The sequence below is a fragment of the Streptomyces venezuelae genome (assembly GCF_008642275.1).
GTDB classification, from domain to species: Bacteria; Actinomycetota; Actinomycetes; order Streptomycetales; family Streptomycetaceae; genus Streptomyces; species Streptomyces venezuelae_E.
In genome coordinates this window covers 5696813-5719593 of sequence record NZ_CP029189.1, presented here as the reverse complement: position 1 = coordinate 5719593, position 22781 = coordinate 5696813, and the positions used below count along the sequence as shown (strand labels likewise).

Annotated in this window: 19 protein-coding genes; 4 read left to right on the top strand and 15 right to left on the bottom strand. The window is 70.8% G+C overall.

The window, feature by feature from the left end; genetic code table 11:
• Window positions 1-90: 90 nt before the first annotated feature.
• The 3 genes from DEJ51_RS25510 to DEJ51_RS25500 form a co-directional block, all read right to left on the bottom strand.
• A complete protein-coding gene (locus tag DEJ51_RS25510; protein ID WP_150259946.1) occupies window positions 91-1242 on the bottom strand; it encodes a hypothetical protein in 1152 nt (383 codons plus the stop codon).
• Window positions 1239-1739 carry a DUF4365 domain-containing protein gene (locus tag DEJ51_RS25505; protein ID WP_150259945.1) on the bottom strand — a complete coding sequence of 167 codons (501 nt, stop codon included), beginning with the start codon at window positions 1737-1739 and terminating at the stop codon, window positions 1239-1241. The genes DEJ51_RS25510 and DEJ51_RS25505 overlap by 4 nt, the downstream gene beginning before the upstream one ends.
• A gap of 144 nt (window positions 1740-1883) precedes the next feature.
• Complete coding sequence (locus DEJ51_RS25500; RefSeq protein ID WP_150259944.1) at window positions 1884-4469, bottom strand: DUF262 domain-containing protein; 2586 nt, start codon at window positions 4467-4469, stop codon at window positions 1884-1886.
• Window positions 4470-4571: 102 nt separating this feature from the next.
• Here DEJ51_RS25500 and DEJ51_RS25495 point away from each other — a divergent pair, with 102 nt between their 5' ends.
• Entirely contained in the window at window positions 4572-6701 is a 2130-nt protein-coding gene (locus DEJ51_RS25495; protein WP_150259943.1) for a UvrD-helicase domain-containing protein, read from the top strand.
• A gap of 528 nt (window positions 6702-7229) precedes the next feature.
• Here the strand turns inward: DEJ51_RS25495 and DEJ51_RS25490 are convergent.
• Both DEJ51_RS25490 and DEJ51_RS25485 read right to left on the bottom strand, forming a co-directional pair.
• The gene (locus DEJ51_RS25490) at window positions 7230-8567 is read right to left on the bottom strand and encodes a class I SAM-dependent RNA methyltransferase (protein ID WP_150259942.1); all 1338 of its coding nucleotides are present in this window, start codon (window positions 8565-8567) and stop codon (window positions 7230-7232) included.
• A 92-nt stretch (window positions 8568-8659) separates the two neighbouring features.
• Window positions 8660-10714 (bottom strand): APC family permease, encoded by a 2055-nt coding sequence (locus DEJ51_RS25485; protein ID WP_150259941.1) that lies wholly within the window; start codon window positions 10712-10714, stop codon window positions 8660-8662.
• 220 nt (window positions 10715-10934) lie between these two features.
• Here DEJ51_RS25485 and DEJ51_RS25480 point away from each other — a divergent pair, with 220 nt between their 5' ends.
• On the top strand, window positions 10935-11603 hold the full coding sequence (locus DEJ51_RS25480) for a potassium channel family protein (RefSeq protein ID WP_030016272.1): 669 nt from the start codon (window positions 10935-10937) through the stop codon (window positions 11601-11603).
• The gene (locus DEJ51_RS25475; RefSeq protein WP_030765850.1) at window positions 11600-12262 is read left to right on the top strand and encodes a potassium channel family protein; all 663 of its coding nucleotides are present in this window, start codon (window positions 11600-11602) and stop codon (window positions 12260-12262) included. The genes DEJ51_RS25480 and DEJ51_RS25475 overlap by 4 nt, the downstream gene beginning before the upstream one ends.
• Window positions 12263-12640: 378 nt before the next feature.
• On the opposite strand, the gene DEJ51_RS25470 is transcribed toward DEJ51_RS25475, so the two are convergent.
• The 7 genes from DEJ51_RS25470 to DEJ51_RS25440 form a co-directional block, all read right to left on the bottom strand.
• Entirely contained in the window at window positions 12641-13381 is a 741-nt protein-coding gene (locus DEJ51_RS25470) for a DUF3159 domain-containing protein (protein WP_150259940.1), read from the bottom strand.
• A 3-nt stretch (window positions 13382-13384) separates the two neighbouring features.
• Complete coding sequence (locus DEJ51_RS25465; RefSeq protein WP_094744607.1) at window positions 13385-13804, bottom strand: OB-fold nucleic acid binding domain-containing protein; 420 nt, start codon at window positions 13802-13804, stop codon at window positions 13385-13387.
• Between the two features lie 24 nt (window positions 13805-13828).
• Window positions 13829-14515, bottom strand: coding sequence for a response regulator (locus DEJ51_RS25460; RefSeq protein WP_150259939.1), 687 nt, complete (start codon window positions 14513-14515; stop codon window positions 13829-13831).
• Window positions 14512-17232 (bottom strand): sensor histidine kinase, encoded by a 2721-nt coding sequence (locus tag DEJ51_RS25455; RefSeq protein ID WP_150259938.1) that lies wholly within the window; start codon window positions 17230-17232, stop codon window positions 14512-14514. The genes DEJ51_RS25460 and DEJ51_RS25455 overlap by 4 nt, the downstream gene beginning before the upstream one ends.
• Before the next feature lie 194 nt (window positions 17233-17426).
• On the bottom strand, window positions 17427-18203 hold the full coding sequence (locus tag DEJ51_RS25450) for a DUF3710 domain-containing protein (RefSeq protein ID WP_150259937.1): 777 nt from the start codon (window positions 18201-18203) through the stop codon (window positions 17427-17429).
• 1 nt (window position 18204) lies between these two features.
• Complete coding sequence (gene dut, locus DEJ51_RS25445) at window positions 18205-18750, bottom strand: dUTP diphosphatase (RefSeq protein WP_150259936.1); 546 nt, start codon at window positions 18748-18750, stop codon at window positions 18205-18207.
• Entirely contained in the window at window positions 18750-19334 is a 585-nt protein-coding gene (locus DEJ51_RS25440) for a PaaI family thioesterase (RefSeq protein ID WP_150259935.1), read from the bottom strand. The genes dut and DEJ51_RS25440 overlap by 1 nt, the downstream gene beginning before the upstream one ends.
• 58 nt (window positions 19335-19392) lie before the next feature.
• Here DEJ51_RS25440 and DEJ51_RS25435 point away from each other — a divergent pair, with 58 nt between their 5' ends.
• Window positions 19393-19857, top strand: a complete 465-nt coding sequence (locus DEJ51_RS25435) for a DUF3093 domain-containing protein (protein ID WP_150259934.1) — start codon at window positions 19393-19395, stop codon at window positions 19855-19857.
• Between the two features lie 51 nt (window positions 19858-19908).
• On the opposite strand, the gene DEJ51_RS25430 is transcribed toward DEJ51_RS25435, so the two are convergent.
• The 3 genes from DEJ51_RS25430 to DEJ51_RS25420 form a co-directional block, all read right to left on the bottom strand.
• Window positions 19909-20841 carry a hypothetical protein gene (locus DEJ51_RS25430; RefSeq protein ID WP_150259933.1) on the bottom strand — a complete coding sequence of 311 codons (933 nt, stop codon included), beginning with the start codon at window positions 20839-20841 and terminating at the stop codon, window positions 19909-19911.
• 12 nt (window positions 20842-20853) lie between these two features.
• Window positions 20854-21150, bottom strand: a complete 297-nt coding sequence (locus tag DEJ51_RS25425) for a DUF4193 domain-containing protein (RefSeq protein WP_030008769.1) — start codon at window positions 21148-21150, stop codon at window positions 20854-20856.
• 381 nt (window positions 21151-21531) lie between these two features.
• Window positions 21532-22779 (bottom strand): sensor histidine kinase, encoded by a 1248-nt coding sequence (locus DEJ51_RS25420; protein WP_150262138.1) that lies wholly within the window; start codon window positions 22777-22779, stop codon window positions 21532-21534.
• Window positions 22780-22781 lie beyond the last annotated feature (2 nt).

Genomic DNA, 22781 nt, shown 5'->3' with positions numbered 1-22781 from the left:
TTTGCACGTCAATCACAGTCATTCAAACACGTACGAAAGCCCGCCAGGCCACGCTCGTGGAACTCCGGTGCACCGGCTGCGGCCGGGCCGTCACAGCACGTCGAAGGCGGTGATGCGGGTCAGCTCGTAGTAGGTGCCCCGGCGCGCGAGGTCGCCTTCGATCTTGAGCGTCCGGCCCTGCGCATGGGCGTCGGTGGCACGGGTGTACTCGTCCTCCGCCAAGGTCACGTGGATCTGGCGCTTCGGGCCCACCTCGCCCTCGACTCCGAGCACGACCGCCTCCACGGTCACCTCGCCGGGGCCGTACTCCGCGGCACGTTTGAGCTTGGTCGAGCGGCCGATGACCGTCACTCCGGGCTCCGGCTCCTGCCGGCGCAGGTCCTGGGCCCCGTCGCGCAGCGCGTGCACCAGGCGGGGCGAGAAGGGCGCCACGGATTCCATGGGCGGCACCTGCCATCTCGGCGACCAGGCGAAGTCGATCGAGAAGGCGTGCGCGGTGCCCGCGCCCCGGTCGTCGTGCCCGCCGATGCCCGCGAGCGCCTCGCACAGGTCCGCGGAGACGCCCTGCCCCACGGCATCCGCGAAGGGGGCCGAGTCGTCGGCGTCCATCGCGTCCTCGGCTGCCGTGCGGGCCGCCGCCACGGCCCGGTACATCCTGCGCGAGACGCTCCGCGCGAAGGGTTCCGGGTCGTCGCCGAAGAGTGACGGCTGCAGGTCCCGTTCCGGCAGCGGCACCTGCACGCTCAGGACGTAGCTGCCCGGCACGGTGGGGCCGAAGCGGGCGCTGTCCACGAAGTCGCGCGCGGCGCGCGGCTTCCGGCGCGGCTGGACGAGCCGCGGCTCGATGGTGTGGCAGGCCGCCGCCATCAGCAGGTCCCGGGCGCTGGTCACGGCGAGCACTCCCGCTTGTACGGGGATCGTGCCGGACGGTGTACTCGGCATGGTCCGGATGTACTGCACATCGAGACCGGTCGCGCGCAGGTCCTGGAGAACGGCGGACGGCGGACGGGCCTCCAGCTCGGCCAGTGCCCCGACCAGATCCGCCATGCGGTCCGCGAAGTCCGCCAGGTCGGTGTCCATGGGCAGCAGCAGTCGTCGCGCCCGGCCGGCCCAGTCCCTCTCCCAGCGGCGGCTGTAGCGGACCCGGCCGGCTTCCTGCCAGCCCCTGCTGCGGAGGTAGTGCGCGACGTCATGCGGTCGCAGCCGCTCCAGCTCGTCCTCGGGTACGCCGATCGTGGTCATGGTGCGGGCACCTCCTCACACGCCCGGGCGAAGAACTCGTGCAGAGCGTCGACCGTGAGCAGATTGTCGCGCGGAACAGTGACAGTGACGCTCTCCCGGCCGGCCTGTGCGGGGAGGCAGTGTTCGAGCGAGACCCAGTACGCGCAGCGGCGCAGCACGAGGGCGTCCTCGTCCGTGCGGATGTAGTCCGCCGGGTCCTTCGGCACGAGCACGACGACCAGGTAGACGGGCACCTGCCGCTTGCCGCGGAGCCTTTTGAACTGCGACACCGATAGGGTGATCTTGAACCCGGTCACCGCGTCCAGGATGCTCTCCACCCGGTGCGTCTTCACCTGGAGAGCGATCTGGACATCGAGCTCGGGCTCCTCGTGGTCCCGGCCCAGGATCAGGTCCTTGCCGATGTCCGGATACGGCACAGCCACCTGGAATCCGGCCGCCGCGGCGATCGCGGCCACGAAGGTCTCTCCGTACCAGCCCTGGTGGTTGTTGTGCTCCATGCGCCCCCGTGCTCCGGTCGCAGGCCACCCGCCACGCACCCACGTCCGGAGTGACACCGATCACTGCCCGGGCAGGCTACCCGAGCAGTGATCTTCCGTTAAGGGCGGAATCCGGCCAGGCGGGGCACTCCGGCCGCCACCGTGTCAGAACACCGCCGGGTCGTCGTCGATCGGGCGGCGGGCTTCCGCCAGGGCCACTTCGTGGATGAACCACTCCAGTACGGACCGGATCTCCTCGGCGTGAGCGGCGAAGACCTCCAGCGGGAAGGAGGGGCGCAGGTCGAGCTTCGCCTCGGCGAGGTCGATGCCGTCGATGGCGTTGAACCGCTCCATCAGGGCGCGGCGCAGCGGCTCGTCGTCGAACGGCGGGCGCCGCTTGAGGTACTGGAAGACGACCTCCGCCGTCCCCGTCACCGGGTAGATGCCGATCGGCCACAGAGCCCGCGGGGCACCCGGCCCGCCGGCGTCCACGGTCGGGAAGCAGCTGGTCTCGTTCGCCTTCCCGTAGACGTGGTGGCCGCCCTGCTCCTCCCAGAAGCGGAGTGCCGCCAGGACGCCTTCGACGACCACCGGTGTCTGGTTGGCTCGCAGCAGGGTCTCGAAGCGGGTACCGGCCTCGTCGGCACCGGTCTGCGGTGCGGCCGGCCCCGCCGGGGTCTCCTCCGGCAGCTCCCTGCCCACCAGGACCGCCAGGTCGGCGCTGCTCAGCCGGTGGGCCTTCGAGGCGCGGCCGTTCTCGTCGAAGGGCACTCCCTCGGCTTCCAGGACGTCCTTCGGGTCCCCGGAGTGCCGGTCGTCGGTCCACCGGAATCCGCCCGCGATCCGGCCGTCGGCGGTCAGCACGCGGTAGGCGCAGTGCAGTCCGGTCCTGGCCGCCATGTGGTTGCCGACCGCGATGGCGCTGGTACCGATGAGGGCGGCGAGCTCACCGTACGAAGTCCAGGTCCCGGCCGGCACGGCGAGCAGGATCTCCCTCAACTCCCGCCAGCCCGCCCACTCGTCGTCCGCCTGCACGGCCTCCTCCAGCGGCCCGGGCCACAGCCCCACGGCCCGGTCGGCCAGTTCGTCGGCCCTGGCGAGGATCTCCCGGCGGCCCCAGCGTTCCCATGCGGCGATCTGCTGGTTCATCCGCAGCGCGCTGGAGTCGAGCAGTTCCTGCTTCCGGTGGAAAGGGTGGTTGGAGAGCCGAGCGTTCTCACCCGAGAGAGTGAGGTTTCCGAGGGTGTGGACGAGCAGGTTGTGGATCTCCTGGGGGCTCTCGCCGTCCGCGGCTTCCTCGGCCAGCAGGTCGAACCACTGCTGGGCCGGGCTCTGGGGCAGGACGTGTTCGACGGTGAGCGGCGCCTTGTCGTAGTCGACGGGCTCGCTCGATCCGTAGCTCTCCTCCAGTCGGCGCAGGATCTGGAAGCGCTGGTTGCTGCGCCCGGTCTTGTAGAAGGGGCGGGTGCGGACGGCTTCACGGACCGCGTCGTCGCCCGGCCATACGCGAGCGCCGGTACGGGGGCGCGAAAGGAACCGGCGTACCGCCTCGGCCGGGGAGCCGTCCTTGTCCAGCTCCTTGGGGAGTTCCATGAACACCCGGTTGCTGCCCGTCGTGGACAGGCCCGCGAAGAGGCGCCGCACCATGTAGCTCTCCGCGAACGCGAGCGCGTCCGCCGCTTCCGAGGCCGTGGTCCTGCCCTCATCCACGAGGTCGAGGAGGTGCAGGGCCAGCGGGTAGTGGGTCTGGCCGCCCCAGCGCGACAAGCGCTCCAATACCGCCCGCAGCCCGGGGTCGCCTTCCCTCGCGGGCTCCAGGATCCGCATGAGGCGGTCGGCGCGCAGGGAGAACCGGGCGATCTCGGCTTCCAGCGCCGCCTCGTCCCCGCTCAGCGGCTCCAGACGCTTCTTCTGGTCCCGGTAGATCTCGCTCTGCCTGGCCCGGCTGTTCCCTCCGACGACGAGGTCCAGCCACACCAGCAGCTCCAGATGGGCGGGGCCGAGCAGCTCCTGCATGGGGAGCCACCGCTTGCGGTAGACGTCCTCGCCCCTGCTCGGCAGGCACATGAAGAGGTAGTTGCGCAGCAGGTCGCTCTGGCTGAGCCCCACGCCGGTGTTGTTGATGGATTCGAAGATGCGGTAGACGTTGTCGCCCTCGGCGGCGGTGATCGCGACGATCGACAGGCACTCGCCCAGCACGGACTCGACCGCGTCGACCCAGGCCTCACCACCGCTCTCCGCCCCGTCCGCCAGGGCGGCGACGAAGAAGCGGTAGGCGGCGCCCACGTTCCCGGCGCCGCCGGCCTTCGGGAGGCTGTCCACGCAGGCCGTGTAGGCCTCGCGGTCCGCCTGCGTCGGCAGCAGCCGGTAGCTGTCGTGCCCGTCCTGGTACGTGTTGACCAGGATGAGGTCGTTGATCCGGGCGGCCTTCTTCACCGAGCCCCCGTCCCGGTGGTGGTCCCGCAGAGCCGTGAACGCGAGCATCAGGGTGGTCATCCGCTGCTGGCCGTCGACGACGAGCCAGCGCTGCATCCCGCCCGCGGCGACGCGCTCGGGCGCCAGCACGACCGAACCGAGGAAGTGACCCGAGCCGGGCCGCCCTTCCTGCCGGTCCTCGACCAGCTCCTGCACGTCGTCCCACAACTGCCTCAACTCGTCGCGCTGCCAGCTGTAGGTGCGCTGGTAGAGCGGTACCTGGAACTGCTGCTCCCCCTGGACCAGCTTGCTGAACGTGGTCTCCTGAGCGTGCACGCGCGTCCTCTCTCCAAGTCCTCGCCGCCGGCCAGCCATTGTCGCCCCATACCGTACGGTGATCAGTCGAAACGTCGGATCACGCACGGCTCGGGGGCACACATGGCGACACTGGGGATTCACAAGGATTTCCTCCTGGAGTTCGCCAAGCTGGAGAAGCCCGTCCAGAAGCGGGTCCACGAGGTCTTCGACAAGTTCCGCGAGCACCGCCATGCCGGGCTTCACCTGGAGAAACTGGAGAACCCCCGGGACTCCCGGATCCGTACCATCCGCGTCAGCAAGTTCATGCGCGGCGTCGTTCTCGCACCGGACTCCGGAGACAGTTTCCTTCTCCTGAAAGTCATGGCGCACGACGACGCCATCGCTTGGGCCCTGAGTCATCGGGCGACCGTGAACTCTGCGACGCAGGGCATCGAACTGCGCGACGACATCGCCTTGGAGCAAGCCGCCGCCGATGTGCACCATGCGCCGACTGCGGCGGAAAACCGGCTCTTCACCGATGTCGCGGACAAGGAACTGACACGCCTCGGTATCGACCCCGATCTTCTCCCGCTCGTGCGGAACCTCAGCACCGAGGCTCATCTCGACGCGCTCCGCAAGATCCTTCCCGAGCAGCAGTACGACGTGCTCGCCGGCCTGGCAGCGGGGCTGACCCCGGAGGACGTCTGGCGCGAGTCCGTGGCCGTGCACGCCGAGCGCGCCGCTGCCGAGGCAATGCGGAGCCCGGCCGAGGACGAACTCGCCGACGCCATGGCCCGCTCGCAGGGACGCATCGCCCTGCTCTCCGGGCCCGAGGAGCTGCTGGACGTCCTGTCCCGACCGTTCGACGCGTGGCGGATCTTCCTGCACCCCAGTCAGCGGCGCATCGCGTACCACCCCTCCTACAACGGGCCCGCCCGGGTGACCGGGGGTCCCGGCACCGGCAAGACCGTGGTCGCCCTGCACCGCGCCCTCCACCTGGCACAGCAGTTGCCGGACGACGCACCCGACGCATCGGTGCTGCTCACGACCTTCACCAGGAACCTCGCGGCCGATCTGCGCCGCGGACTCGAACTGCTCATTCCGGACGAGGCGCTGCGCGCGAAGATCCGCGTCGTCAATGTCGATGCCCTCGCGAATCAGCTCGTACGCGAGGACCGGGGCGGCCCGTTGACGATTCTGACCAGCCAGAAGGAAATCAACTCCCGCTGGAACGGGCTCGCCCGCCGACTCGGGCTCGACTACAGCGACGCCTTCCTCGACCAGGAGTGGCGACAGGTCGTCCTGGCCCAGGACCTGCGCTCGCCCGAGGCGTATCTCAAGGCATCGCGCAGCGGCCGGGGCACCGCGCTGAGTCCGCTGCGGCGCGCCCAGGTCTGGCGCGCCGTCGAGGCGTTCACCCGGGAACTGCGCCAAGCCGGAGAGTGGACCTTCCTTCAGGTGTGCGCCGACGCCGCCCGGCTGCTCGAGCCGCGTACCGACCGTCCCTTTCGCCACGTGGTTATCGACGAAGCCCAGGACCTCCACCCGGCGCAGTGGCGCTTGCTGCGGGCATCGGTCGCCCCCGGACCCGACGACCTGTTCATCGCCGGCGACACATACCAACGCATCTACGGCAACAAGGTGTCCCTGCGTAGTCTCGGCGTGAACGTCAGCGGCAGATCCCATCGGTTGCGCATCAACTACCGCACCACACACGAGATCCTGCAGTGGTCCGCCGCCCTGCTCAGCGGGCAGAGCCTGGACGACATGGACGGTGGAACCGCATCGCTGACGGGGTACCGCTCAGTGCTGAACGGCGGGCATCCCGAGCTCAGGGCGGCGACCGACAAGGCCGAGGAGATCGCGGGCCTCACATCGCGCATCGTCCAGTGGGTCCACAACGGTGCGGAACCCGGCGAGATCGGGGTGGCCGTTCGATACCTGCAACTGGGCAAGGAGATCGCGCACGCCCTGGAACAAGCCGATCTGCCCGTTCGCGTCATGGGAACCGCTCAGACATCCGGCGACGGCGTCTGCATCGGAACCATGCACCGGATGAAGGGGCTGGAGTTCCGTTTCGTCGCTGTCGCCGGCGTGAGCGACAGCGTCGTCCCTCTGGCCTCAGCCCTGACCCCCGCAGAAGTGGACGCTCAGCAGCACCGGGAAGACATGCTTGGCGAATTGAGCCTCCTCTTCGTCGCCTGCACTCGCGCACGTGAGGTCCTGCGGGTCTCCTGGCACGGCGCACCGAGCCCGTTCCTCGCCTCCTGATGCGGCCCCCGGTGTGCGCCCGGCCATGAAAACCGCGTCGTTGACGGCGGTGTCCGCCGACTGTGGCCCGCAAGATCGGGCAGGTCCGTCGGTCGAGCGGCGGCTCGTCGTGGGGCACGTGGTCGAGGAAAGCCCGGGCGTTCCACCGGGAGGAGCTGGTCCGCGAGGTCGCGCGCTTCTTCGGTTGGACAAGGCTGGGCCCTGATATCAGGGATGCGCTCACGAGCGACGTGGACGAGCTCGTCGCGAAGGGTGCGGTCCGTGAAGCGGGCGGCTTCATGATGCCCGTGGACGGTGTCCGAGGAGACACCAATTGCGCCTCCCGGCGAGACTGCCGTCGGGCGGCCATGGCTGCACTGCGTCGGCCTCGCCTGCGGCTCGATCTGCCGGCCGCCGAGCGGACCCAGGCCGGCCACCTCCTGGCCGACGAAGCCCACGAGGTGGCCGCGGGATCGCTCGGGGTGGCATTGCCGAGCGGGCTTTCGCGCAGCCCTCACCGCTCAGGGCTCCGGACCAGCGAACCCCAGGTCAGGCCTCGTCGCGCACAGGCTCAAGGATCGCCACGCACTCCACGTGGTGCGTCATCGGGAAGAGGTCGAAGACGCGGAGGGTGCGGACCTTGTAGCCGTTGTCCTTGAAGTAGCCCAGGTCGCGGGCCAGGGCTGCCGGGTCGCACGCCACGTAGGCGATGCGGCGTGCCGAGAGGCCCGTGATGTGGCGGACCGTCTGCTTGCCCGCGCCCGCGCGCGGGGGGTCCAGGACGACCAGGTCGCATTCCGTGATCCCGGTCTTCGGGAGGATCTGCTCGACCTTGCCCTGCTCGATGCGGACCCGCGGGAAGTCCGCCAGGTTGTGGCGGGCGTCCTCCACCGCGCGCTTCGTGGACTCGATGCCGAGGACCGCGCCGGTCTCGCCGAGGCGTTCCGCGAGGGCGCCCGCGAAGATGCCGACCCCGCAGTAGAGGTCGAGGGCCATCTCGCCCTTGCGCGGCATCAGGCCCTGCATGACGGCCTTGATCAGGGTGTCCGCGGCCTGCGGGTGGACCTGCCAGAAGCCGCCCATGCCGACGCGGTACGTACGGCCGTCCGCGCGCTCCCGGACGAAGGGCCGGCCGTGGACGCGGTGGACCCCGCCGTCCTTCTCCTCGACCCGGAGGACCGAGACCGGCTTGTCCAGCTCCACGAGGGGGAGGCGGCCGCCGGGGCGGGGGGTCAGGACGACCTGGCGGTCCTGGGAGCCCGTCGCCGCGATCGCCTCGACCGTGGCCATCTGGGGCCAGTCCTGCTGCTCGATGCCCAGCTCGCTGACGCCCGGCGCCGCGATCATGCAGTGGTCGACGAGCTGCACGGAGTGCGAGCGGTGCTTGCGCAGGCCGGCCCGGCCGTCCTCGTCGATGGCGAACTGGACGCGGGTGCGCCACTGCGGTACCTGCCCGGCCGGCAGCTTGTCGCCCTCGGCGGGCATCACGGTGCCGTCCCAGCCGGCCTCCTCCGGGGTGAGCCCGGCGAGCCGCTTCAGCTGCTCGGCGACGACCTCGCCCTTGAGCCGGCGCTGGGCGCCGGGCTTGGCGTGCTGCCAGTCGCAGCCGCCGCACTTGCCGGGGCCGGCGTACGGGCAGGGGGCCTCCACCCGGTCCTTGGAGGCGTCGAGCACGGTGATCGCGTCGGCGCGCAGGTAGCGGGAGTCCACGTCGCCCTCGGTGACCTTGGCGATCACCTTCTCCCCCGGGAGGGTGTGGCGTACGAACAGGACCCGGCCGTCGGCGGTGCGGGCGATGCAGTGGCCCCCGTGCGCGACCGGGCCGACCTCGACCTCGTACTCCTCCCCGACCAGTGACTGCTTCTCGTTCTGCTCGACGCTCGTCATGGTGGGGAGACTCCAAAAAACCGAAAACGGAAAACGGCCGGACGACCGACCCACCAGTTTACGTGGATCTCGTCCGGCCGTTCACCACCTGCCTAGCCCTTGGAGGAGGGTTCCCTCGGCGGTCGCGGGGTGTCCACCGGGCCGCGGCGCACCGCACCCGGGGCGTTCCAGTCCTGGCGCTTCTTCGCCCGCCGCTTGGCGAGTTCCGAGGACTCCAGCTGGTACGGCACCGAGGTGACCATCACACCGGGGGTGAACAGCAGCCGGCCCTTGAGGCGCAGCGCGCTCTGGTTGTGCAGCAGGTGTTCGTACCAGCGGCCGACGACGTACTCGGGGATGTAGACGCTGACCGCGTCGCGCGGGTTCTCGCTGCGCAGGCCCTTGACGTACTCGATCACCGGGCGGGTGATCTCCCGGTACGGCGAGTCGAGGATCTTGAGCGGGACGTTGATCCCGCGCCGGTCCCACTCCTCGCGCAGGGCCTTGGTCTCGGCCGGGTCGACGCTGATGCTGAGGGCTTCCAGGGTGTCCGAGCGGGTCAGCTTGGCGAACGCCAGGGCGCGCAGCGTGGGCTTGTGGACCTTGGAGACCAGGACGATCGAGTGGACCCGGGAGGGCCGCACGCTGTCCTCGCTGGGGCCCTCGGCGGCGGCGATCTCCGCGGAGACGCGGTCGTAGTGCTTGCGGATCGCGCTCATGGTGCCGTAGAAGATCACCATGCCGAGCAGGGCCACCCAGGCACCGTGGGTGAACTTGGTGGCGAGGACGACGACCAGCACCATGCCGGTGAAGAAGGCGCCGAAGGTGTTGATGGCCCGGCTGCGGTGCATCCGGCGGCGGGCGGCGACGTCGCGCTCCGACTTCAGGTGCCGGTTCCAGTGCCGGACCATGCCGATCTGGCTCAGGGTGAAGGAGACGAACACGCCGACGATGTAGAGCTGGATCAGCTTGGTCGAGTCGGCGTCGTAGATCCACACGAGCAGCATGGCCGCGCCCGCGAGGAGCACGATGCCGTTGGAGAAGGCGAGCCGGTCGCCGCGGGTGTGCAGCTGGCGCGGCAGGTAGCGGTCCTGGGCGAGGATCGAGCCGAGCAGCGGGAAGCCGTTGTACGCGGTGTTCGCGGCCAGGAACAGGACGAGCGCGGTGGCCGCGGCCAGCAGGATGAACAGGAAGCTGCCGTTGCCGAAGACGGCCTCGGCGACCTGGGAGATGACCGGGTGCTGGACGTATCCGGCGCCGACCGGGACGCCGTCCCGCAGCAGGTCCTCGGCCGGGTTCTCCGCCATCCGCACGTCGGTGGCCATGGCCAGGCCGATGATGCCGCAGAACATGGTGACGGCCAGCGCGCCCATGAGGGCGAGGGTGCTGGCCGCGTTCTTGCTCTTGGGCTTGCGGAAGGCGGGGACGCCGTTGCTGATGGCCTCGACGCCGGTCAGGGCGGCACAGCCGGAGGAGAAGGCCCTCAGCAGCAGGAACACCATCGCGAAGCCGGCGAGGCCCTGCTGCTCGGGCTTGATCTCCAGATCCGCGGTGGGGGCGGTCATGGTGTCGTCGAGGACGATGCCCTTCCAGGCGCCCCAGCCGATCATGACGAATACGGCGGCGACGAAGACATAGGTCGGGATCGCGAAGAGCTTCCCGGATTCCTTCACACCGCGCAGATTCATCAGGGTGAGGAGAAGGATCATGACCATCGCCGAGAGCACCTTGTGCTCGATCACGAAATCCACCGCCGAGCCGAGATTCTCGACTCCGGAGGAGATCGACACGGCGACGGTCAGGACGTAGTCGACGAGCAGGGCGCTCGCCACGGTGAGGCCGGCCCTGGGTCCGAGGTTCGTGTTGGCGACCTCGTAGTCGCCGCCGCCGCTCGGGTAGGCGTGCACGTTCTGGCGGTAGGAGGCCACGACCGTGAACATCAGCACGACGACCGCGAGCGCGATCCAGGGGCTGTACTGGTACGCCGACACGCCCGCGATCGACAGGACCAGCAGGACCTCGCCGGGGGCATATGCCACGGAGGACAGCGGGTCGGAGGCGAAGACGGGAAGGGCGATCCGCTTGGGAAGGAGTGTTTCTCCGAGGCGGTCGCTGCGTAGCGCCCGGCCGATCAGGATCCGTTTGGGCACGTCGGTCAGTTTGGACACGCAGAGGATCGTAAGCGTTCGAAATCAGACTGACGAACCCCCCACCCCCTCATACCGCAATCCCGCCGCAATTCCTCCCCACCCGCAGCACGACTGAGACGCAAGAGGTCCCACGGGTGACCGCCCGTGTGTAGCTTGGGCCATGGTCTGAGACCCTGTTAAACCAGAGCATGCAATGAGGCTGGGAACCAGCGAGTCGCTGACAGCCGGAAGGACGGCCGTGCACATCGTCATCATGGGTTGCGGAAGAGTGGGCTCCGCCCTCGCGCAAACCCTGGAACAGCAGGGGCATACGGTCGCCGTCGTCGACCAGGACCCCACCGCATTCCGCCGGCTCGGCGCCGGATTCGGCGGCCGCCGCGTCACCGGGGTCGGCTTCGACCAGGACACCCTGAGGGAGGCGGGAATCGAGGACGCGGGCGCCTTCGCCGCCGTCAGCAGTGGTGACAATTCCAACATCATCGCCGCCCGCGTGGCCCGCGAGATGTTCGGCGTGGAGAACGTCGCGGCCCGCATCTACGACCCCAAGCGCGCCGAGGTCTACCAGCGCCTGGGGATCCCCACCGTGGCGACCGTGCGGTGGACTGCCGACCAGATGCTGCGCAGGCTGCTGCCCTCGGGCGCCGAGCCGCTGTGGCGCGACCCGAGCGGCGGGGTGCAGCTCGCCGAGGTGCACACCTCCGCCGCCTGGATCGGCCACAAGGTCAGCAAGCTCCAGGACGAGACGGGCGTCCGCGTGGCGTTCCTCACCCGCCTGGGCGAGGCGATGCTGCCGACGTCGGCGACGGTCCTGCAGGAGGGCGACCTCGTCCACGTGATGATGCGCACGGACGAGATCGACAAGGTCGAGGCGGCGTTCGCCGAGGGGCCCGAGGAGGCACACGCATGAGGGTCGCGATCGCCGGTGCGGGCGCGGTGGGCCGGTCCATCGCGGGCGAGCTGCTGGAGAACGGCCACGAGGTGCTCCTGGTCGACAAGGCGCCGACCGCCATCTCGGTCGAGCGGGTGCCGCAGGCCGAGTGGCTGCTGGCCGATGCCTGCGAGATCACCTCGCTGGACGAGGCGGCGCTGCAGCGCTGCAACGTGGTCATCGCGGCCACCGGTGACGACAAGGTCAACCTCGTCGTCTCGCTGCTCGCCAAGACCGAGTACGGGGTGCCGCGCGTGGTGGCCCGCGTCAACAACCCGAAGAACGAGTGGCTCTTCAACGAGTCCTGGGGCGTCGACGTGGCCGTCTCCACGCCGCGCCTGATGTCGGCCCTGGTCGAGGAGGCGGTGAGCGTCGGCGACCTGGTGCGGCTGCTGCGCTTCAGCCACGGCGACGCCAACCTCGTCGAGCTGACCCTGCCGGCCGACTCCTCGGTCGCTGGCACCCAGATCGGCGACATCAGCTGGCCCGAGGACACCTCGCTGGTCACGATCATCCGGGGCAACCGGGTCCTCACCCCGCACGGGGAGGAGACCCTGGAGCCGGGCGACGAGCTGCTCTTCGTGGCCGCGCAGGCCCGCGAGGAACAGCTGGAGGACCTCCTCCAGGCCCGCCGCTAGCCCTGCGGGCCCGCTCGACGACGAAGGGGGTGCTGCCCGGCCGGGCAGCACCCCCTTCAGGCTTCCCGGCCGCGGCCGGGACCGGCTGCGCAGCCCCGGACCACGGAACAGCCCGGCGCGAAACACCGGCATCGAGCCCGGCCCAGCGCACCGAACCGTCCTGCGGGCCCCGGGGCAGGGGCCTGATCACACACCCTGCCCGGAGGCCCGGCGGGCGCCGGCAGGGCGCTGCCGGGTGGTCCCCGGGCCGGGCCGCGCTCCCGCGCCCGCCCGGGCACGGCGGTGGCGCGGGCCGCCGGGCCGCCGGGCCGTGGCAGCGCAAAGGGGCGGGAGCGGCCTGTCGGCACGGTCCCGCCCCTCTGCGTCAGTCGGCGGCCGTCAGGCCTTCGGCCCCTTGGCGGCGGCCTCGGCGGCCTCCTTGGCCTCCCACTCCGCGATCACGTCGATCGGCGGCGGCGCCTTCGCCAGGAAGACCCAGGTGAAGTACACGGCGAGCACCATCGGCGGGAGCTTCAGGGCGATCAGCACCCAGCCGAGCTGCGTCGCGTCACCCCACCAGTAGATCGGGAAGAGGATCGCGTACTTGGCGAGGAAGATCAGGCCCCAGGCCAGACTGGCCTTGACGTACGCCTTCTTGCGCCCGGGGTTGCGGGTGCGCCAGGACAGGTTCTCCTTGAACACCGGGCCGAGGATCACGCCCAGCAGCGGGAAGCCGACCAGCGCCGAGACCGTGAAGGCCACGCCCAGCCCGACGCCGTAGATCATGCCCGGCAGGTAGAAGCCCTTCGCGCTGCCCGTGAACAGGGCGAAGGCCACGCCCACGCCCACGCCGAACACACCGCTGAAGGCGTGCTTGACCGTGTCCTTGCGCAGCAGCCGCACGATCACCAGCAGGACCGCGACCGCGCCGGCCGCGATGGCGGACCACTTCACGTCCTTGTTGATCGTGTAGATCATGACGAAGAGCAGCCCGGGCAGCATCGTCTCCACGGTGCCCCGGACGCCGCCGAAGGCGTCGAAGAGCGCTGCCTGGGTCACGGCCTTCTGGTCCGCGGAAGGGGTGGCCGCGTGGCGCGGGCCGGCCGGTTCCGGGGCGGTCGGTTTGTCGAGTGGCGTCACCGGTCAGTGCTCCTGTCCGAGCGGGCGGAGTTCGTACTTCGGGTTGAAGAGCACCCGACGGCCGTGGGTCATGGAGATGCGCCCCGAGGCGATCATGCGTCGGCCGGGCTCGATTCCCACGATCGAGCGACGTCCGAGCCAGACCACGTCCAGCGCGGCCGAGCCGTCGAAGAGCTCGGCCTCCAGGGCGGGAACGCCTGCGCGCGGCCGCAGGGTGACCGTACGCAGGGTGCCGGTCACCTTGACTATCTGACGGTCGTGGCAGTCGCAGATCCGCGTACACCCCGCGGCTTCTGCGTCCTCCTGCAGCTCCGCCGAATGCAGCTCCTCCTGGGAGGTGGACAGCCGCTCAATCATCCGGCGGAACCGGCCCGCAGGCCTGGCCGGCTTCGCGGACTTCTCGGGACGCGGTTCAGCACTCATACAGGAAGCGTACCGGCGTGCCCACTACCGCTCGAAGCGGTATCCCATGCCCGGCTCGGTGATGAAGTGCCGCGGATGCGAGGGGTCCGCCTCCAGTTTGCGCCGGAGTTGGGCCATGTAGACCCGGAGGTAGTTCGTCTCGGTTCCGTACGAGGGCCCCCAGACCTCCTGGAGCAGCTGCTTCTGGCTGACCAGCTTGCCGCTGTTGCGGACCAGGACCTCCAGCAGGTGCCACTCGGTCGGTGTCAGCCGTACGTCGCGCCCCTCGCGCACGGCCTTCTTGGCGGCCAGGTCCACCGTGAAACCGTCCGTCTCCACGATCACCTCGCCCTCGCCGGAGCCCGCGACCGGCTCGGCCCGGCGGACGGCGGCGCGCAGCCGTGCCAGCAGCTCGTCCATGCCGAAGGGCTTGGTGACGTAGTCGTCGGCGCCCGCGTCCAGGGCTTCGACCTTCTCGTCGGAGCTGTGCCGGGCGGAGAGGACCAGGATCGGTACCCGGGTCCAGCCGCGCAGGCCCCTGATCACCTCGACCCCGTCCATGTCGGGCAGTCCGAGGTCGAGCACGACCACGTCGGGGTGGCGGGTGGCCGCGAGCTCCAGGGCGCTCGCCCCGTCGGCCGCGGCGTCGACCTCGTATCTGCGCGCCTTCAGGTTGATCACAAGCGCTCGGACGATCTGCGGCTCGTCTTCCACCACGAGCACCCGGGTCATTGAGGTCCTGCCTTCTGTCGCGTCATCCGATCACGATCGTGATCGTTTTCCATCGATGCCACCGGCTCGACCGGCTCCGCCGGTTCCGTGACGTCCGCCGGTTCCGTGACGTCCGCCGGTTCCGTCGGTGCGACCGGTCCCGCCCGGTCGAGCGGTCCCGGCTGCGCCCCGGCCCCGTCGTCCGTGCCCGCCTCCGCACGCCCCGGGTCCCGGCCGCCGCGCACCGCGCGCAGGGTGAGCACCATGGTCAGCCCGCCCCCGGGGGTGTCCTCGGCCGTCAGGGTGCCGTCCATGGCCTCGGCGAACCCGCGTGCGACGGCGAGTCCGAGGCCCACACCGGCCCCCCGCGGGGCGTCCCCGTACCGCTGGAAGGGGGCGAAGATCCGGTCCTTGGCCTCGTCGGGCACGCCCCGCCCGCGGTCGACGACCCGGACCTCGACCCGGTCGTCGAGGCAGCTGGCCGCCACCAGGACGGGCACCCCGGCCGGGCTGTACTTGACGGCGTTCTCCACGACGTTGGCCACGGTCCGCTCCAGCAGCCCCGGGTCCACCGCCACCATGGGCAGCTCCTCGGGCACGTCCAGCAGCACGCTGTCCTCCGGTACGCCGCCCAGCGCCATCGGGACCACCTCGTCGAGGTCGATCTCCCGGATCAGCGGGGTGACGGTGCCGGTCTGCAGCCGGGACATGTCGAGCAGGTTGCCCACCAGGTGGTCGAGGCGGTCGGCGCCGTCCTCGATGCCTTCGAGGAGTTCGGCCCGGTCCTCCTCGCTCCACTCCACGTCGGCGGAGCGCAGGGAGCTGACGGAGGCCTTGATGGAGGCCAGCGGAGTACGGAGGTCATGGCTGACGGCGGCCAGCAGCGCCGTGCGGATCCGGTTGCCCTCGGCCAGCCGACGGGCCTCCTCGGCCTCGCCGACCAGCCGCTGGCGGTCCAGGACCACGGCCGCCTGCGCCGCGAAGGCGCCGAGCACGCGGCGGTCCTCGGCGGGCAGGACCCGGCCGGACAGGGCGAGCGCCATGTGGTCGCCGATGGGCATGTCCACGTCGGCGTCCTCGGGCCGGGCGGCGGGCCCGGGACCGACGCTGCCGGCCGGTTTCCAGGGCTCGACGTCGTTCGGCCGCTCCAGCAGGGCCACGGACTCCATGGCGAAGGTCTCGCGTACCCGCTCCAGCAGGGCGTCCAGTGTGGTCTCGCCGCGCAGCACGCTGCCGGCCAGGAAGGAGAGGATCTCGGACTCGGCGCGCAGCCGGGCCGCCTGGTGGGTGCGCCGGGCGGCCAGGTCGACGACGGAGGCCACGGAGACGGCCACCCCGAAGAAGACGGTGATGGCGACGATGTTCTTGGGGTCGGACACGGTGAACCGGTGCAGCGGCGGTGCGAAGAAGTAGTTGAGCAGCAGCGAGCCGAGGGCGGCGGAGGCCAGGGCCGGCCAGAGCCCGCCGAGCAGTGCGGCCGCCACCGTCAGCGACAGGAAGAGCAGCATGTCGTTGGCGAGGCCGAGGTCGGCGTCCACGTGCGTGAGCAGCAGGCACAGCAGCAGGGGGAGGACCGTCCCCACCACCCAGCCCGCGATGATCCGGGGCCGCCCGAGCCGGGCCGCCGAGGGCACCACGGGCAGGCCGCGTCCCTTGGCGACGTGCTCGTGCGTGACGATGTGGACGTCGAGGTCGGGTCCCGAGTCGCGGGCGACGCTCGCGCCCACCCCGGGGCCGAACACGTACTGCCAGGAGCGGCGGCGGCTGGAGCCGAGCACGATCTGGGTGGCGTTGACCCCGCGGGCGAAGGCGAGCAGGGCGTCGGGGATGTTGTCGCCGATCACATGGTGAAACGTTCCGCCCAGGTCCTCGACCAGCGTCCGCTGGACCGCGAGCTCCTTGGGCGAGGCGGCGGTCAGCCCGTCACTGCGGGCGACGTAGACGGCGAGGATCTCGCTGCCCGAGCCCTTGGCCGCCATCCGCGAGGCGCGCCGGATGAGCGTGCGCCCTTCCGGGCCGCCGGTGAGCCCGACGACGATCCGCTCCCGTGCCTGCCAGGTCGAGCGGATGCCGTGCTCGCCGCGGTACTGCTGGAGGTACTCGTCCGCCCGGTCGGCCACCCACAGCAGCGCCAGCTCGCGCAGGGCGGTGAGGTTGCCCGGCCGGAAGTAGTTCGACAGGGCCGCGTCGACCTTCTCGGGCTTGTATATGTTCCCGTGGGCCATCCGCCGGCGCAGTGCCTGCGGCGACATGTCGACCAGCTCGATCTGGTCGGCCCGGCGGACCACCTCGTCCGGCACGGTCTCCCGCTGCCGCACGCCGGTGATCGACTCGACCACGTCCCCGAGTGACTCCAGGTGCTGGATGTTCACCGTGGAGACGACGTCGATGCCGGCCCGCAGCAGCTCCTCCACGTCCTGCCAGCGCTTGGCGTTGCGCGAGCCGGGCACGTTGGTGTGCGCGAGCTCGTCCACCAGCGCTATGGCGGGCCTGCGGGCGAGGAGCGCGTCCACGTCCATCTCGGTGAAGGTGGCTCCCCTGTGCACCAGGGGCCTGCGCTCGATCTGTTCGAGGCCGTGGAGCATGACCTCCGTGCGCGGCCGGCCGTGGTGTTCGACGAAGCCGACGACGCAGTCCGCGCCCCGCTCCACCCGGCGATGTCCCTCGGAGAGCATCGCGTAGGTCTTGCCCACTCCGGGTGCCGCGCCGAGGTAGATCCTGAGCTTGCCGCGTCCCATGCGCCCCATTCTCCGGGACGGCCGCGTCGCGCACGCACCGATCCGGGTCCCGGCGCCGATCCCTGACGCATCCCTGACGCGGTCGGGACACCCCGGCAAGAGCCCGGACGGGCCGGTGGGCCCCACCCCGAAGGAGTAGGGCGCACCGGCCGGAACGCATGACGAGCCCCCCTGTGCTCGGGGGCCGTCCGAGGTCAGCGGACCTCGGTGATCTCCGGGCCTCGTTCGAGCTGGCCCATGCCGCCGCCGAAGCGGGAGCCTTCCTGGTCGTCCGTCTGCACGCCGTCCGGCACCATCTGGGCGTCGTTCGGCAGCTTCAGGACGATCGGGTCGCGGGGGGCCATCGGGCCGTCACCGCGGACGACGACGGTGTCCCGGAAGATCTGCTCCAGCACACCCGCCGACTCGGGGCGCACCGCGCCCTGGCCGGAGATGACGCCGCGCAGGAACCAGCGCGGGCCGTCGACGCCGACGAAGCGGACCAGCTGGGCACCGGTCTGCCCGTCCGGGAGCGGTACGGGCACCTGCGCGCGCAGCTCCCAGCCCAGCGAGCCCTGGGCCTCGTCGATGATGCCGCCCTGCTGGGTGATACCCGCGGCGATCTCCTCGCGGACCTCGCCCCAGATGCCCTCCTTCTTGGGCGCGGCGAAGGCCTGCAGCTGCACGGCACTGTCGCCGAGGACCACGGTCGCGGCCACGATCGCGTCACCGGCGACCTCGACGCGCAGCTCCATGCCCTCGACGCCGGGTACGAGGATGCCGCCCAGGTCGACCCGGCCGTCGGCCGGGTTCCCGAGTACCTCGGAGACGTCCCAGGGGCCGTCGGGCCGCGGGGCCGGCGGCAGGTTCACCCGGCGCGGGGCGGCGTTCTCCTGCTCGCCCGCGTCGTCCTGCTCGGCGACGCCGTCTACGACCTGCTCGGCCGCGCCGCCGTCATGGGCGGAGTCGTTCTTCTTGCGACGTCCGAACACGTCACTGTCCTTCCCGGTCGGTTACGACCGAAGCGTAGCCATTCCCACCCTGCTGACCAGCCCCGGATCCGGCCACGGCCGCATGCCCGCCGGTGGAGCCGAAGCCCCCCTCGGCCCGGGCCGAGCCGGGAAGTTCCGCCACCTCGTGGAAGCGCACCTTCTCGACCCGCTGGACAACCAGCTGGGCGATGCGGTCGAAACGCTCGAACCGGACGCTCTCGCGAGGGTCGAGATTGACCACGATCACCTTGATCTCCCCACGGTACCCGGCATCCACCGTCCCCGGGGCATTCACGAGCGCGAGCCCGCAGCGTGCGGCCAGGCCGGACCGCGGGTGCACGAAGGCCGCGTACCCGTCGGGCAGGGCGATCGACACACCGGTGGGCAGTACGGCGCGCTCGCCGGGCTCCAGCTCGGCGGCCTCGGTGGTGACGAGGTCGCAGCCGGCGTCGCCGGGGTGCCCGTACGCCGGAATCGGCACCTCCGGGTCGACGCGGCGGATCAGCACGTCGACGGGCCGGCGGGAGTCGTGGTTGCTCTGGGACATCAGGGGTTCACCTCAAAGGCGCGTGCGCGCCTGACCTGGTCCGGGTCGGCCATCGCCGCCCGGATCTCCTCGGGCCGTCCGTTGTCGATGAAGTGGTCGACCTTCACCTCGATGAAGAGGGCGTCGGCACGCACGGCGACCGGGCCCTGCGGTCCGCCTATCCGGCCGACGGCCGTGCAGTAGATCTTCCGCCCGGCGACGGCGGTGACCTCGGCCTCCAGGTACAGCACGGTGTCCACCGGTACGGGCCGCACGAAGTCGGTCTCCAGCCGCCCGGTCACCGCGATGACGCGCAGCAGCCAGTTCAGGGAACCCAGCGTCTCGTCGAGCGCGGTGGCGAGCACACCGCCGTGGGCGAGGCCGGGTGCGCCCTGGTGCGCGGGCCTGACGGTGAACTCGGCGGTGACGCGCACGCCCTCGCCCGCCCGGGCCTCCAGGTGGAGTCCGTGGGGCTGGCCCCCGCCGCAGCCGAAACAGTGTTCGTAGTGCGCACCGAGGAGCTCGCCGGGTGCGGGCGCGTCGGGGTGCCTGACCGGCGCGGCGGCGTCGGCCGGGGGCGTCAACGCTGTGTTTGGTCCACTCACAGCCGCAGACCTTACCCGCGCGGCTACCCGCCGGTCGCCTCGTGGCAGGCTTGTGGGCATGCAGCCCTCCACCGCGCACCACGACGAACGCCTGACCGCCCCCCGCTCCTGGTGGGGCATCGCCGTACTGGTGGGCCTCGCGTGCGCGCTGATGCTGCTGCCGCTGGGCACGCTGCCGCTGCTGGCCGGGCTGGTCGGGGGCACCGCGCTGGCCGGACTGGTGGTGAGCTCGTACGGTGCCGCGCGCGTGCGCGTGGTGGGCGGTGCGCTGGCGGCCGGCGATGCGCGGATCCCGGTGACGGCCCTGGGCGAGCCCGAGATCCTGGACGCCGAGGAGTCGCGCGCCTGGCGCACGTACAAGGCGGACCCCCGCGCCTTCATGCTGATGCGCAGCTACGTGCCGACCGCGGTCCGCGTCGAGGTCACCGATCCGGCCGACCCGACCCCGTACGTGTACGTCTCCACCCGCGAGCCGCAGGCCCTGGTGGCGGCGCTGCTCGCGGCCCGTACCCCGGCGGCCTGACCGGCCCGGGGACGACGGGTCCGCCGGGGCGGACGGCCCCGGCCGGGGACCTCAGCCGTGCGCGGGGGGATCCGCTGCCTCCAGTGCGATCCTGGTGGCCTCGGGAAGGGGCTGTACGGGCCGCTCCAGGGGCGGCAGCGAGCTCAGGGCCTCCCAGCCCACGGCCCGGCTCCGCAGGTCACCACGGACCTTCTCGGCGAGTTTGCGGGTGTCCCGCCGGTTCATGACCGCGCCGACGGCGGCGCCCACCATGAACGGCATGAGGTTCGGCAGGCTGCGGAACATCCGCTTCATGATCTGCTGGCGCAGTTCGCGCTTCATCTGCCCGCCGAGCGCCGCGTTCAGCGTGGTCGGCTTGGTCAGGTCGACCCCGCGCTCCTCCGTCCAGGCGGTCAGGTAGGCGAGGCTGCGTTCCTTGAGGCCGCCTTGCGGGCGCCGGCCGTAGACCTCGTGGAGTTCGGCGATGAGCTTGAGCTCGATGGCCGCGACCGCGGTGATCTCGGCCGCCAGTTCCGCGGGCATGGCGGGCGGCACGGGCAGCATGGCCGCGGCGCCGATTCCCGCGCCCACGGTCGAGGTGGCGGCGCAGGCGCCCGAGACCAGCTTTTCGGCGAGCTGCTCGGGGCCGAGGCCCGGGAACTGCGCGCGCAGCGTCGCGAGGTCCCGAACCGGAACGCGTGGTGCGTTCTCGATGATCCTGTCGGTGACGTACTGGGTGGCGCCCCTGACGCTGTCGCCGCCCTTGCGCACGCCGTTCCTGACGGCCTGCATCCGACGAGCCCCGGAGAGGAGCCGGGACCCCTCGTCGGGATCGGTTTCCGACGGCACCGCCGGGGCGGTGCCGGAAGGTATGGCGATCGCCGCACTGGCGGAGCCGCCGGAAGCCCCAGGAGCCGTTTCCGGATCCATGGATGCCACCTGCGTCTCCGCCGGATCACCAGATTTCCGGAAGCGGCGCTTCCGGAAGGGTGTGGAGCCAGACACGGCCGACGCCTGTCAGTCGCAGTCGCGACAGATCGGCTGACCGTTCTTCTCACGTGCCAGCTGGCTGCGGTGGTGCACCAGGAAGCAGCTCATGCAGGTGAACTCGTCGGCCTGCTTGGGCAGGACCCGGACGGCCAGCTCCTCGTTGGAGAGGTCCGCGCCGGGAAGCTCCATGCTCTCGACGGAGTCGAATTCGTCCATGTCCGCGGACGAAGTGGACTTCTCGTTGCGCCGGGCCTTCAGTTCTTCGATGCTGTCGTTGTCGACGTCATCGTCGGTCTTGCGCGGGGTGTCGTAGTCCGTTGCCATTGTTCGCTCTCCCCCTCTGGGTGTTAGCGGTGTCTCAGCGCACGTAACGCACGAGAGGCCGGACTTGTGCCCGACCTGAGGCGGAGATTTTGCCTCACATCAAGGTCTGTTACTCAATCGACACCCAGCCGCCCGCCCGAAGGACGATTGGCTGGGATGACGAGCGGGACCGTACACGGTCCGAGGGCGGTCATGCACAAACGCCACCCCGTGTATTTCCCGCCATCCGAGGGGCCGGAAACCCGGACTTCCCGGGCGTTCCGGCCGTGGTGGGGTCACTGAACGCACATGACCCGACACCGGCCACTGTGATCGATCACACAGGACCGGTTGCTTTCACAGGGCAGGTATTCAGCCAAAAGCGAACACGGGGCCGGGGTCTCACAAGGGAAGCGTGACACGCATCACGAGGCCACCGCCCTCCCTGGGCATCGCCTGGATCCTGCCGCCGTGTGCGCGCGCCACGGAGCGCGCGATCGACAGGCCCAGCCCGACACCCTTGTCGCTGCCCGTGCGCTCCGTACGCAGCCGCCTGAAGGGCTCGAAGAGGTTGTCCACCTCGTACGCGGGAACGACGGGACCCGTGTTCGACACCAGGAGGACCGCCTGGCCGTGCTGGGCCTCGGTGACGACCTCCACCCAGCCGTCCTCCGGCACGTTGTACCGGACGGCGTTCTGCACCAGGTTGAGGGCGATCCGCTCCAGCAGCACGCCATTGCCCTGCACGACGGCCGGCACCCGCTCGCCGCGGATCTCCACGCCCTTCGCCTCGGCCTCGCCGCGCACCTGGTCGACGGCGCGCGAGGCGACCTCCGCCAGGTCCACGGGTTTGCGCTCGACGATCTGGTTCTCGCTGCGGGCCAGCAGGAGCAGGCCCTCGACCAGCTGCTCGCTGCGCTCGTTGGTGGCGAGCAGGGTCTTGCCGAGCTGCTGGAGCTCGATCGGCGCCCCCGGATCGGAGAGGTGCACCTCCAGCAGGGTCCGGTTGATCGCGAGCGGGGTCCGCAGCTCGTGCGAGGCGTTCGCGACGAACCGCTGCTGGGCCGTGAACGCCCGCTCCAGCCGGTCGAGCATGTCGTCGAAGGTGTCGGCGAGCTCCTTGAGCTCGTCGTCCGGCCCGTCCAGCTCGATCCGCCGGGTCAGGTCGGAGCCCACGACCCGGCGGGCGGTCCGGGTGATCTTGCCGAGCGGCGAGAGCACCCGTCCGGCCATCGCGTAGCCGAAGGCGAAGGCGATGATGCTCAGCCCGAGGAGGGCCATCAGCGACCGGCTCAGCAGGTCGTCCAGGGCGTGCCTGCGCTGTTCCAGGACGCACTGGTTGATCGCCGCGGTGAACTGCTCGAACGGCTGGTTGGTGCCGCTCACACCGGAGCAGGTGGTGCTGGTGACCTCGATGTTCTGACCGCGGACGATCGTGAACGGGATCGCGTTGCCCTGCCGCAGGGCCTGCGCCGCCAGCAGGTAGATGATCGACAGCAGCAGGATCCCGGCGATCAGGAACATCCCGCCGTACAGCAGCGTGAGGCGTATCCGGATGGTCGGCCTCAGCCACGGGAAGGGACCCTCGGGCTGGCCGGGGTCCCATGTCGGTTTCGGTGGCGCAGCCGGTGGCGCCGGGGTGGTTGCCACGC